Origin of the sequence: Streptantibioticus rubrisoli, from assembly GCF_024436055.1 — a bacterium.
In the GTDB taxonomy this organism is placed as follows: Bacteria; Actinomycetota; Actinomycetes; order Streptomycetales; family Streptomycetaceae; genus Streptantibioticus_A; species Streptantibioticus_A rubrisoli.
Genome location: NZ_JANFNH010000010.1, coordinates 16,469 through 29,545, shown reverse-complemented (window position 1 = coordinate 29,545; position 13,077 = coordinate 16,469). Strand labels below are relative to the sequence as shown.

The window sequence follows — 13,077 nt, the reverse complement described above, 5'->3', positions numbered from 1 at the left end:
TTGGGCGGACCCGGCGGGGTGCCACCGTGCGCGTCCGGAAAGCACTGTTGGTCTCCGCACTGGCGGGTAGTGTCATTAAGGGAGGAGCGCGAAGTGAACGAGTGGCTCATCTACCGAGGAACCGGTCGCCCGCACGAGGGCATCGACCGGTTGCCGGGTCCGCCGCCGTGGCGCAATTTCGACGGCCACCCGCTCGTCAGTCCGCCCGCGCCGATCGACACCGCCTCGACCCGGCGGCTCGGGCTGCAGCAGGACCTCGCCGAGCAGTACCGGCCGAGCCCCACCGAGCTCGAACTCATCAACGCCGCCCTGTATCTGCGCAGGCCCCTGCTGGTCACCGGCGAGCCCGGCAGCGGCAAGAGCACCCTGGCCCACGCGGTCGCCCACGAGCTGGGCCTGGGCCGGGTACTGCGCTGGCCCATCGTCAGCCGGACCGTACTGCGCGACGGCCTGTACCAGTACGACGCGCTGGCCCGGCTACAGGACCTACAACTCTCCCGTACCGCCCCGCGGCCGGACCCCGACCAGCCGGACGACGAGTCGGCCGCGGACGACATCGGCCGCTACATCCGGCTGGGCCCGCTGGGCACCGCCCTGCTGCCCGCCGCCAAACCCCGGGTGCTGCTCGTCGACGAACTCGACAAGAGCGACATCGACCTGCCCAACGACCTGCTCAACGCCCTGGAGGAAGGCGAGTTCGCCATCCCCGAGCTGGAGCGCATCGCCGACCGGCACCCCGAGGTGGAGGTGCAGGACGACGACGGCGGCCGGGTCACCGTGCACGGCGGCCGGGTACGCTGCCGCGCCTTCCCCTTCGTCGTACTGACCAGCAACGGCGAGCGCGACTTCCCGGCGCCCCTGCTGCGCCGCTGCATCCACCTGCGGCTGAGCACACCCGACGAGGAGCGCCTGGCGGCGATGGTGCGGGCGCACTTCGGGCCGGAGGCGGCGGAGCACCACGCGCCCATCATCCAGCAGTTCCTCGACCGCAGGCCGGGCGAGCAGCGATCGGCCGACCAGCTGCTGAACGCCATCTACCTCACCCAGCAGGCCAAGGACGAGGACCTCGGCACCCGGGAGCGGCTCGCCGACGAACTGATGCAGCCGCTCAACCGGATGAGGTGATCGGCGATGGCCACCGGGTCGGACCCCTATCCGCGGCTGGTCGCCCGGCTGCGGGCCGCGGGGCTGGTTCCGGACGCCGAAGCGCTCGCCGACGCTCTGTGGCTGGCCCGCGCGATGGGCGCCCCAGCCGACCCGTCGCCCCCGGCGGACGATGACCGTCGGGACCCGGACACAACCGCCGCACAGCCGGGCGGCCGTGTGCCGGGCCCACCGGGCGGGCAATCCGACAGCGCCCGGCCCGCTCGGCGGGACTGCGATGAGGAGCGGGTGCCGATCCATCCGCTGCGCCCCGAAGAGCCGTTGTCGCCCGAGGAGTTCACCCAGATACGGGTGCCGATCGCGGCCGCCTTCCCCGGACTGCTGCCGCTGGAGCGGGCGTTGCGGCCGCTGCAGCGCTACCGGCCACGGGTCCAGCCGGTGCGCGGTGAGCTGGACGAGAGGGCCACCGCCGAGGCCAGCGCCCGCAGCGGGCAGCTGATGCCGGTCTTCGAGGAGGTGCGCCGCAGGGAGGCCACCTTGCTGCTGGTCATGGACGACTCGCCGTCCATGGTGGTGTGGGACCAGATGCTCCAGGAGCTTCGGCTGGTGTGCGAGCAGGTCGGCGCCTTCCGCGACGTCTCGGTCCAGTACCTGCGCGCCGGACCGGACGGCAGGCCGGGCGTCTCGGCGGGCCGTGACCCCGGTGAACCGCTGGCCCCCGCCGACCGGTTGCGCGATCCGACCGGGCGCACCGTCACCCTGCTGCTCAGCGACTGCTCCGGCGCGCTGTGGCGGCGCGGCGCGGCGCAGCGGCTGCTGTACCGGTTCGCGGGCACCGGACCGGTCGCCGTGCTCCAGCCGCTGCCGCAGCGGATGTGGCCGCGCACCGTGCTGCCCGCCGAGCCGGGACTGCTGCGCGGCCCTGGCGGCCCCGGCGGGCGGCTGGACTTCGTGCCGCGCCGCCGCCGCTCCCAGCCGCGCGTCCCCGGAGCGCTCGCCGTCCCGGTGCTTTCGCCCACCCGGTCGGCGCTCGGCGCCTGGGCCCGCGCGGTGTCCGGAACCGCCTCCTCGGCGCTGGACGCCTCGGCCGCGTGGGTGCACGACCGGCAGGAAGTCACCGTGCCGCCACGGCAGTTCACCGAGCGCACCCCGGAGGAACTCGTCCAGGACTTCCAGGCGTTCGCATCCCCGGCCGCCCAGCACCTGGCCGTCTACCTGTCGGCGGCGCCGCTCGCCTACCCGGTGATGCAACTGGTGCAGCGGGCGATGATGCCGCAGACCGGCCCGGTGGAGCTGGCCGAGGTGCTGCTCAGCGGCCTGCTGCTGCGGCAGGAGGAGCAGCCCCGGCAGAGCGAACCGGCGGAGCGGGAGAGCACCGGTCCGTGGTACGAGTTCGTGCCCGGAGTGCGGGACGTGCTGCTGCGCAGGCTCGGCCTCGGCGAGGCGTCGCTGGTCCTCAAGCACTGCTCGCTGTACGTGGAGCGGGTGTTCGGGCGACGGGCCCGCAACTTCCCGGCGATGGTGGTGGGTTACCTCTCCGGCGGCGCCGGACCGTCGGACTCCGGGGAGTTCGGCACCGCGCCGGTGCCGGAGCCGTTCGCGGAGGTGCCGCGCAGGGTGCTGCGCCGCTTCCAGCCCGTCGAGGTCAGGCCGGAGTCCCGGCCGCCCGGGGACACCGGCCCGCAGGCCACCTTGACGCCGGCCACCGGAGTGCTCATCGGCCACCAGGGACGGGTGATGGACACCGCCCGGGACCGGCTGGCCCGCTTCCAGCGGCACGGCACGATCCGCGACCTGTGGGAGGCCATCCGGCTGCTGCGCACCGCCCCCGCCGACGACCGGCGCCCGCGCCGCACCGTACCGCTGCGCACCCTGCTCGCCGAGTGCCTGCTGAGCCTGTGGCAGACCCGGCCGGACGACGGGACGCTGGTGGACGCCGAGCAGAACGCCCGGCTGGCCACCGAGTACGCCGAGGACGCCGGGGTGCTCGCCACCGACACCGGGCGCGCCCATCTGGTGCTCGGCCGGGTGCTCAGGGCCCAGGCCGACCAGGCCGAACTCCCCGCTCGCAAGGCGGAGTTGCTCACCGAGGCCGCCGACCGCCTGGAGCGCTCCCACCAGCTGTTGCGCGGCGAGCCGCGCGCGGTGCTTGAGGCACAGCTGTGCGGGGTGGAGGTGGCCAAGGAACGCTACGCCCTCAGCGGCGACCGCCAGCTGCTGATCGCCGAGGCGGTGCGGCTGGACGAGGTGCTGGGCTCCTGGCCGTACCGCGAACCGCTGCCGCACGAGGCCCAGGTGGCCAGGGGCGGGCTGCTGCTGGCCCTGTCCGAGGACGCCGCCCGGCGCGGCTCGGCCGACGAGGCCCGGTCGCTGGCGCTGCGCGCGGTCGCCGACTTCGCGGCGGTCGCCGCCACCGCCACCGATCCCTCGCCGCAGCACTGCCAGGTGCTGCTGGAGCTGGCCGCCGCCCGGGCCGCCGCGGCCGCCGACCCGGGCGCCTCTGAGACGCTGGCCGAGCTGCGCCAGGCGCTCGCGGTGGCCGACGCGCTGCCGGACCAGCCGGAGCTGACGCTGGAGTGCCTGCGGCGGCTCGGCCGGGCCCATGCCGCGCGCTACGCGCACACCGCCGACACCGCCGAACTCACCGCCGCGGACCGGGCGTTCGCCCGCGCCCAGCGCCTGGTGCCCACCGACGATCCGGACCGCGCCGAACTGCTGGTGGAGCGCGGCCGGGTGCTGGTCGAGTGGGCGGCGCGCGGCGGCGGCCTGGCGGTGGCCACCGACGCGGTACGGGTACTGCGCGAGGCGCTGGCCCAGACCCCGGAGAGCCATCCGCTGCTCGCCGAGCGGCGCCTGCTGTTCGGCCAGGCGCTGCGTCAGCGGCGCGCGGCGGGCGGCGCGCAGACCGACCTGTACGAGGCGGAGTGGATACTGGACCGGGCCGCCCGTGGCGCCGCCCCGGGCAGCGCGGACGCGCTGGCCGCCCGCGCCTGGCTGGAGCGCGGCGGGGTGCTGCTGGACCTCGCGGCAGGGCCCGGCGCGGAGGAGAAGCTGGACCAGGCCGCCGAGTCCTTCCGCCGCGCCGCCGAGAGCGCGCAGCGCGCGGGTGAACTGCTGCTCGCCGCCCAGGCGTACCATCAGCGCGGCACCGTGCTGGAGCGTACCGCGGGGCGGGTCAGGGCACTTGAGGCCTACCGCAGCGCATGGGAGCTGTGGCAGCGTTCCGGGGCGGCCGGGGGGCCGCAGGCGCGCTCCACCCGGGAGCGGATGCTGGCGTTGGAGGAACCGGAGTGATCAGTACGCGCGACGCGGGACCATGGCTCGCGGCGGAGGAGCCGCTGCCCGACTACGCCGGGATCGACGTCGACGAACTGGCGGAGCGCACCGCCCATCCGGTGCTGGGCGCGGTGCTGGCCGGGCTGCGCGGCAGGGCCCAGCACGCGGCGGACGCCGTCGCGTACCACGAGGACTCGCCCGACCGCTGACCAGTGCCGGGCGGGAGGGTGGGAGGAGAACAGCCGGAGGGTGGGAGGAAACCAGCCGGAGGAGTGGGAGGAAACCGGGCGGAGGGTGAGAAGAACCAGTCAGTTGCCCGGTGAATATGTTTGCGCCAACTCCTTTGCGGCCATGCAGGTTTCATGAGTGAGGTCGAAGGATCAGCGTTCGCCCCCTGGCCCCTCACCGCACTCGATGTCCCGGCACTGCGTGCGGCGGGCAGAAGGCCGGTCCCGTTGCGGCAGTTCGTGCTCAAGGTGCACAGCCGGTGCAATCTGGCCTGCACCTACTGCTACATCTACCAGGGCCGCGACCGCAGTTGGCGAGGCCGTCCGGCACGCGCCGCGACCGCCACCATGCGCCGCACCGCGCAGCGCATCGCCGAGCACGTGGACCGGCACGGACTGCGAGAGGTCCGGGTCGACCTGCACGGCGGCGAACCCCTGATGAACGGCCCCGAAGCGGTGCTGGAGTACGCCGCCGCGGTGCGCGCGGAGCTGCCCGAGGGCCGCGGCGCGCACATCACCGTGCAGACCAACGGCACCCTGCTCACCGCCGCCACCCTGGACCGGCTGGCCGCCGCCGGGATCCGGGTCGGGCTCAGCCTGGACGGCGGCACGGCCGCGCTCAACTCCCGCCGCACCGACCACGCCGGGCGGCCCTCGTGGCCCGCCGCCTCCCGCGCCGCCCGGCTGCTCGCCGCCCGGCCGGACGGCTACGCCGGGCTGCTGTGCACCATCGACCTGGCCGCCGACCCCGCGCTGGTCTACCACTCGCTGGCCGCGCTGCGCCCGCCCAGCCTCGACCTGCTGCTGCCGCACGCCAACTGGACCGCTCCGCCACCGGGGTTACCGCACCGCGCGCCGTGGGCGGCGCGCGGCGCCCGTGAGGTGCCGTACGGGCAGTGGCTGGCCACCGTCTTCGACCTGTGGTGGGACGGCGAACCCGGGCCGCGGGTACGGCTGTTCAGCGAGATCATCGCGCTGCTGCTGGGGCTGCCGAGCCGCACCGAGTCGGTCGGCCTGTCACCGAGCGCCGCGCTGGTGGTGGACACCGACGGCGCGATCGAGCAGGTCGACTCGCTCAAGACCGCCTACGAACACGCCCCGGCGACCGGCCTGGACGTCTTCCGCAACACCTTCGACCAGGCGCTCGACCACCCCGGGGTGGCCGCCCGGCAACTCGGCATCGACGCCCTCGGCGCCGTCTGCCGCGGCTGTCCGGTGGTACGGGTGTGCGGCGGTGGCAACTACACCCACCGGTACCTGGAGGGCAGCGGCTTCCGTCAACCGTCGGTGTACTGCGCCGACCTGGAGCATCTCATCCGGCACATCGCGCATCGGCTCGATACGGCGCTCACGTACCACAACTCGGTTACTCTTCCTGACAGGGAGTCACCACAGCGGGGTCCTGGGTCCGCCTCGGGAGAAGACTGGGGGGCTCTCCAGGGAAGAACCAGTAGGACGAGGCGGTAAGAGCGGCAGAGGGAGACGGTCGTATGGCCGAGCGCACGCAGGGCGGCCCCCAGCACTTCACCATCAGCTACGCGGGGTTCAACCGGCCGTGGGCGGCCTGGATCGCGCACCGGCTCGAACGGCAGGGCCACGGCACCGCGATGCTGCGCTGGGACCCACCGGTGGAGATGCCGCTCACCGAGGCCCTGGGCAACCTGCTGACCGCACCGGGACGGGTGCTGCTGGTGCTGGACGACTGGTACTTCTCGCTCGGCCCGCGCACCGACGCCGAGTGGACCGAGGCGCTGCACACCGTCGTACCGCCCAACGTCGACCGGTTCGCCGCGGTCAGTGTCGCCACCCGGGCGCTGCCGCCCACCGCCGCCCCGCTCAGCCCCGTCGACCTGCGCGACCTGGACGCGCGCGAGGCGCACCGCAGGATCATGCGGCGGCTCGGCCTGGACGGCGACCGGGCGGCCCAGGACGGCGAGGCCGACCCGGCGGCGCCGCGGTTCCCCAACGACCCGCCCGCGGTGTGGAGCCTGCCGCGCCGCAACGTCCGCTTCACCGGCCGGGACGCCGCGCTGGAGACGCTGCACGAGCGGTTCGCCGCGGGCGGCCGGGGTGGCGCCCGCTGCTCGCTGCGCGGCATCTCCGGAGTCGGCAAGTCGCAGATCGCCGCCGAGTACGCGCACCGGTTCAGCAACGACTACGACATCGTGTGGTGGGTGAGCGCCGGGTTCCGGGCCACCGCCCGTGAGCAGTTCGCCGCGCTGGCACCGCGGCTCGGCCTGGAGACCGGCACCGAACTCGGCGACCGCATCCGCGCCGTACAGGAAGCGCTGCGCACCGGTCGGCCGTTCCGCAAGTGGCTGGTGGTCTTCGACAGCGCCGACGACATGGAGCAGATCGAGGACCTGCTGCCGGAGGGCAACGGACACGTACTGCTCACCACCCTCACCCAGGACTGGGCGGCCACCGGAACGGTCTCCGAGATCGAGGTCCGGCCCTTCGAACGCGTGGAGTCCATCGCCTACGCGCGCCGCCGCGCCGAACGGCTCACCGTCGAGGAGGCCGACCAACTCGCCGAGGCCGTCGAGGACCTGCCGCTGCTGCTGGCACAGACCTCGGCCTGGCTGTCCACCAACCCGATGGCCGCCAAGGACTACATCGAACTGATCCGCCGGGGCAGCCCCAGTCAGATCGCCATCCGGATCTCCCCCGACTACTCGATGGGCTTCCAGACCAGCTGGTCGATAACGCTCAACACGCTCGCCGAGCGCAGCCCGGAGGCCACCGAACTGCTCCAACTGTTCGCGTTCTTCGCCCCCGACGCCATCCCGGTACGGCTGATCCAGACCGCCCGCCCCTCCGACCTGCCCGAGCACCTCGCCGCGCTGGCCGCCGACCAGATCCGCTGGCACACCGCGCTGCGCAGGCTGTCGGAGTCCACCGCGGTGCGGATGGACTACGTGGAGACCCCCGAGCAGGACCCGGTGGTGGACACCGTGCAGATGCACCGGCTCTACCACGGCTTCCTGCTCAGCAACCTGTCCGAGACCGAACGTGACGAACTGTCCGCCACCGCCTGCCGGGTGCTCGCCGGAGCCGACCCGCGCAGCCCCGGCGACACCCGGGAGTGGGCGCGTTACGCCGAGCTGATCCCGCACCTGGAGACGTCCGGCGCGCTGGAGAGCACCGAGTCCGACGTCCGCCAGCTCATCCTCAACTGCCTCAACTACCTCAAGCTGCGCGGTGAGAACAGCATCGCGCTGCGGCTGTGCGAGCTGACCGTCGCCCGCTGGCGCGGCGCACTGCCGCAGTACGACCCGGCGCTGCTGGAGTTGGTCCGGATGCACGCCAACATGCTGCGCCGCTGCGGTCGTTACCGGGAGGCGGAGGCGCTGGGCCGGGCGGTGGTGGACGAGCTGTCCGCGGTGCGCGAGCCCGGTGATCCGGAGCTGCTGTGGGCGCAGAACAGCCTGGGCGGCAGCATGATGGCGCTCGGCTCCTACGAGGAGGCCAGAGCACTGTACGCGGCCTCGGTGGAGGTCTACACCCGGCTGCTGGGCGAGGAGGCGCCGCGCACCCAACAGGACCGCGGCAACCTGGCGTTGGCGCTGGGACTGCTCGGCCGCTACCAGGAGGCACTGGACCTGCACGCGGTCAACCTGCGCATCAGGGAACGGCTGTTGCACCCGCGCCACCACCTCACCCTGCACTCCGGGCTGCAGTACGCCTGGATGCTGCGGCTGCTCGGCCGGTACGCGGAGGCGATGTCCCGGCAGGAGCAGAACGTACGGCTGCACCGGCAGGTGATGGACCCGTTCCACCCGCAGACCATGCGCGCCGAGCTCAACCTGGCGCTGTGCATGCGGCGTACCGGTTCGGTACCGGCGGCCGAGGCGCTGATGCGCAGCGTGGTGGAGCGCTTCCAGCAGACGCAGGGGCCGCGCCACCCGGACACCCTGATCGCGCAGGCCGACTACGCGACGCTGCTGCGTTCGCACGGCGATCTGGACCAGGCCCGCGAGCTGGCCACCGGCGTGGCGGAACGGTACCGGGGCCTGGTGGGCGAGGACCACCCGTACGCGATCGGCACGTTGGGCAACGTCGGCCTGGTGCTGTGGGAGTACGGCGAACGGGAGGACGCGCTGGCGAACGCGGAGCGCTCCTGGCACGACATGGCCGCGGCCGTCGGCCAGAACCACCCCTGGACGCTGGGCTGTGCGCTCAACACCTCCGGCGCCCGCAACCTCGCCGGGGACGAGGAGGGTGCGCTGCGGGTGAGCCAGGAGAACGTGGAGCGGGCCAAGGCGGCGCTGGGGGACACCCATCCGCTCACGCTGTCCTGCAAGGCGGCGCTCGCGGACGATCTGCGGGCGCTGCGGCGCACCCAGCAGGCCGCCAAGCTGGAGGGCGAGGCGCTTCAGCAACTCTCCGACACCCTGGGGGCGCAGCACCCCCACACCATGTCCGTACGGCGCCGAGAGCGCCCATACTGGGACTTCGAGCCCCAGCCGAACTGAGAAATCCCCGCCCATCCGCCCCGAAAGGGGCGGATGGGCGGGGATTCGACTCCCGAGCGGGAGGCGTCAGATCTCGAAGACCTCGTTCACCAGCTGAGCCTGCTCGGCCTGGTGCCGCTTGGCGGAGCCGACCGCCGGGGCGGAGGAGGTCGGGCGCGAGACCCGGCGCAGCCGGTCCGCGTTGTCCGGGGCGGCGCCCAGCACCAGGTCCAGGTGGTCGATCAGGTTGAGCGCGATGAACGGCCAGGCACCCTGGTTCGCCGGCTCCTCCTGGGCCCACACGAACTTCTGCGCCTTGGTGAACGGCGCCAGCGCGGCCTGGATCTCCTCACCGGGCAGCGGGTACAGCCGCTCGATGCGGATCAGCGCGACGTCCTCCGCCTTGCGGCTGGTCCGCTCGGCCAGCAGGTCGTAGTAGACCTTGCCGGAGCAGAAGACGACCTTGCGCACCTTGTCCGGGTCCACCGCGTCGTCGCCGATCACCGGGCGGAAGCCGCCGGTGGTGAACTCCTCCACCTTCGAGCTGGCCGCCTTCAGCCGGAGCATCGACTTCGGGGTGAAGACGATCAGTGGCTTGTGGTGCGGGTTGTGCACCTGCCAGCGCAGCAGGTGGAAGTAGTTCGACGGCAGCGTCGGCATGGCGACCGTCATGTTGTTCTGCGCGCACAGCTGGAGGTAGCGCTCGATACGGGCCGAGGAGTGGTCCGGGCCCTGGCCCTCGTAGCCGTGCGGCAGCAGCAGGGTGACGCCGGAGGTCTGGCCCCACTTCTGCTCGGAGGCCGAGATGTACTCGTCGACCACGTTCTGCGCGCCGTTGGCGAAGTCACCGAACTGCGCCTCCCACAGCACCAGCGCGTTGGGCCGGGCCAGCGAGTAGCCGTACTCGAAGCCCATCGCCGCGTACTCGCTCAGCAGCGAGTCGTAGACCATGAACCGCGCCTGGTCCTCGGACAGGTAGAGCAGCGGGGTGTAGTCCTCGCCGGTCTCCCGGTCCACCAGCACCGCGTGCCGCTGGCCGAAGGTGCCGCGCCGGGAGTCCTGGCCCGCCAGGCGGACCGGGGTGCCCTCCATCAACAGCGAACCGAACGCCAGGGTCTCGCCCATCGCCCAGTCGATCGTGCCGTCCTCGACACTGGCCGCCCGGCGCTGCAACTGCGGCAGCAGCCGCGGGTGGACGGTGACGTGCTCGGGCAGGTTGACCTGCGACTCGGCGATCCGCTTGACGACCTCCTGGGAGATCGCGGTGTCCAGCTTGACCGGGAACTCCGGCAGCGCGGCCGGGACCTCGGCCTCGGCGGCCGGTGCGGCGGCGGCCTCGCGGACCTCGGTGAAGACCTTCTCCAGCTGGCCCTGGTAGTCCTGCAGCGCCTGCTCGGCCTCTTCCAGGGTGATGTCGCCCCGGCCGATCAGCGACTCGGTGTAGAGCTTGCGCACCGAGCGCTTCTTGTCGATCAGGTCGTACATCTGCGGCTGGGTGAACGAGGGGTTGTCGGCCTCGTTGTGGCCCCGGCGGCGGTAGCAGACCAGGTCGATGACGACGTCCTTGTTGAACGCCTGACGGAACTCGAAGGCCAGCCGCGCGACGCGGACGACGGCCTCCGGGTCGTCACCGTTGACGTGGAAGATCGGCGCCTCGATCATCCGGGCCACGTCGGTGCAGTACATCGACGAGCGCGAGGACGCCGGGGGAGCGGTGAAGCCCACCTGGTTGTTGATCACGATGTGCACGGTGCCGCCGGTGCGGTAGCCGCGCAGCTGCGACATGTTGAGCGTCTCGGCCACCACGCCCTGGCCCGCGAAGGCCGCGTCGCCGTGCAACTGGACCGGCAGCACGGTGAAGTCGGTGCCCGCCTTGCCGATCAGGTCCTGCTTGGCCCGGGCGATGCCCTCGACCACCGGGTCGACGGTCTCCAGGTGCGAGGGGTTGGCGGCCAGCGAGACCTTGATCTGCTCGCCGTCCAGGCCGGTGAAGACCCCCTCGGCACCCAGGTGGTACTTCACGTCGCCGGAGCCGTGCATCGACTTCGGGTCGAGGTTGCCCTCGAACTCCCGGAAGATCTGCGCGTAGGACTTGCCGACGATGTTGGCCAGCACGTTGAGGCGGCCGCGGTGCGCCATGCCGATGACGACCTCGTCCAGCCGGGACTCGGCCGCCGAGTCGAGGACGGCGTCGAGCAGCGGGATGACGGACTCGCCGCCCTCCAGCGAGAAGCGCTTCTGGCCGACGTACTTGGTCTGCAGGAAGGTCTCGAACGCCTCGGCGGCGTTGAGGCGGCGCAGGATGCGCAGCTGCTCCTCGCGCTCCGGCTTGGTGTGCGGACGCTCGACCCGGTCCTGGATCCACTTGCGCTGCTTGGGGTCCTGGATGTGCATGAACTCGATGCCGACGGTGCGGCAGTACGAGTCGCGCAGCACACCGAGGATGTCGCGCAGCTTCATCATCGACTTGCCCGCGAAACCGCCGACCGCGAACTCGCGCTCCAGGTCCCACAGGGTCAGGCCGTGCTCGATGATGTCCAGGTCGGGGTGCTTGCGCTGCTTGTACTCCAGCGGGTCGGTGTCGGCCATGACATGGCCGCGCACCCGGTAGGAGTGGATCAGCTCGAAGACCCGGGCGGCCTTGGTGACGTCGTCGTCGTGCGCGGTGTCGATGTCCTGGCGCCAGCGGACCGGCTCGTAGGGGATGCGCAGCGACTCGAAGATCTTGTCGTAGAACTCGTCCTCGCCCAGCAGCAGCTGGTGCATCACCCGCAGGAACTCGCCGGACGCGGCACCCTGGATCACCCGGTGGTCATAGGTGCTGGTCAGCGTCATGACCTTGGAGACGCCCAGGCGGTTGAGGGTCTCCTGGGAGGTGCCCTGGAACTCGGCCGGGTAGTCCATCGAGCCGACGCCCATGATCATGGACTGGCCGTTCATCAGCCGCGGCACGGAGTGCACGGTGCCGATGCCGCCCGGGTTGGTCAGCGAGCAGGTGACACCGGTGAAGTCGTCCATCGTCAGCTTGTTCGCGCGGGCGCGGCGGACGATGTCCTCGTAGGCCTGCCAGAACTCGAAGAAGTTCAGCGTCTCGGCCTTCTTGATCGCCGCGACCACCAGCTGGCGCTCGCCGTTCGGCTTGACCAGGTCGATCGCCAGGCCCAGGTTGACGTGCGCGGGCTTGACCAGGGTCGGCTTGCCGTCCTTCTCCATGAACGAGTAGTTCATGGACGGCATCGTCTTCATCGCCTGCACCATCGCGTAGCCGATGATGTGGGTGAACGACACCTTGCCGCCGCGGGCGCGCTTGAGGTGGTTGTTGATGACGATGCGGTTGTCGAACAGCAGCTTGACCGGGACCGCCCGGACGCTGGTCGCCGTCGGCAGCTCAAGGCTGGCGTTCATGTTCTTGGCGACGGCGGCGGACGGGCCGCGCAGCGTGACGTACTCGGGTCCGGCCGGTGCCTCGGTCTCCGCCTTGGCCTTGGGCTTCGGCGCCGCGGCGGCGGGCTTCGGCGCGGCCGGGGCGGCGGGCGCGGGCTTCGCGGCGGGCGCGACCGGGGCCGGCTGCTGTGCGGGGGCAGCCGGAGCCGGGGCGGCCTGCTGGGCGGGCGCGGGCGGCGTCGACGGCGCGGCCGGGGCGGGGGCGGGGGCCGCGGGGGCGGCCGTGCCGGTCGGCGGCGGAGTGGCGACCGCCGAGCCGGTGTCCGTGCCCGGCTTGTAGTCCGCGAAGAAGTCCCACCAGGCTCGGTCTACCGAGTTCGGGTCCTGGAGGTACTGCTGGTAGATCTCATCGACGAGCCACTCGTTCGGACCGAATCCGGATGCAGGGTTCTTGCCCTGCCCATCAGAGTCGGTCGAGACGCTCGATGTGTTGGGGGACTGTGACGACACGGCGGCAACCGCCCTCTTCCGCTTCACAAGGTGGTGGACAGCGGAAATAAAGGCTACGCCTACCGGGCGGGTACGCGCAGGTTACGAGGGGCAGTCGTCATGTACGTCACATCGAAAAGCTG

General features: G+C 72.2%; 6 protein-coding genes. 5 read left to right on the top strand and 1 reads right to left on the bottom strand.

Features of this window, described 5'->3' with window-relative positions; translation table 11 throughout:
• Positions 1 to 93 precede the first annotated feature (93 nt).
• The 5 genes from NON19_RS12575 to fxsT all read left to right on the top strand — a co-directional run bounded on the left by NON19_RS12575 (position 94) and on the right by fxsT (position 9,082).
• Positions 94 to 1,125, top strand: a complete 1,032-nt coding sequence (locus NON19_RS12575) for an AAA family ATPase (protein ID WP_255927390.1) — start codon at positions 94 to 96, stop codon at positions 1,123 to 1,125.
• A 6-nt stretch (positions 1,126 to 1,131) separates the two neighbouring features.
• Complete coding sequence (locus NON19_RS12570) at positions 1,132 to 4,398, top strand: SAV_2336 N-terminal domain-related protein (protein WP_255927388.1); 3,267 nt, start codon at positions 1,132 to 1,134, stop codon at positions 4,396 to 4,398.
• The gene (locus NON19_RS12565; RefSeq protein ID WP_255927386.1) at positions 4,395 to 4,589 is read left to right on the top strand and encodes a YxD-tail cyclophane-containing RiPP peptide; all 195 of its coding nucleotides are present in this window, start codon (positions 4,395 to 4,397) and stop codon (positions 4,587 to 4,589) included. Before NON19_RS12570 ends, NON19_RS12565 begins: the two co-directional genes overlap by 4 nt.
• 153 nt (positions 4,590 to 4,742) lie before the next feature.
• Complete coding sequence (locus NON19_RS12560) at positions 4,743 to 6,074, top strand: FxsB family cyclophane-forming radical SAM/SPASM peptide maturase (RefSeq protein ID WP_255927384.1); 1,332 nt, start codon at positions 4,743 to 4,745, stop codon at positions 6,072 to 6,074.
• 23 nt (positions 6,075 to 6,097) lie between these two features.
• Positions 6,098 to 9,082, top strand: a complete 2,985-nt coding sequence (fxsT, locus tag NON19_RS12555) for an FxSxx-COOH system tetratricopeptide repeat protein (protein WP_255927382.1) — start codon at positions 6,098 to 6,100, stop codon at positions 9,080 to 9,082.
• Positions 9,083 to 9,148: 66 nt separating this feature from the next.
• On the opposite strand, the gene NON19_RS12550 is transcribed toward fxsT, so the two are convergent.
• A complete protein-coding gene (locus tag NON19_RS12550; protein WP_255927380.1) occupies positions 9,149 to 12,955 on the bottom strand; it encodes a multifunctional oxoglutarate decarboxylase/oxoglutarate dehydrogenase thiamine pyrophosphate-binding subunit/dihydrolipoyllysine-residue succinyltransferase subunit in 3,807 nt (1,268 codons plus the stop codon).
• Between the last annotated feature and the right edge of the window lie 122 nt (positions 12,956 to 13,077).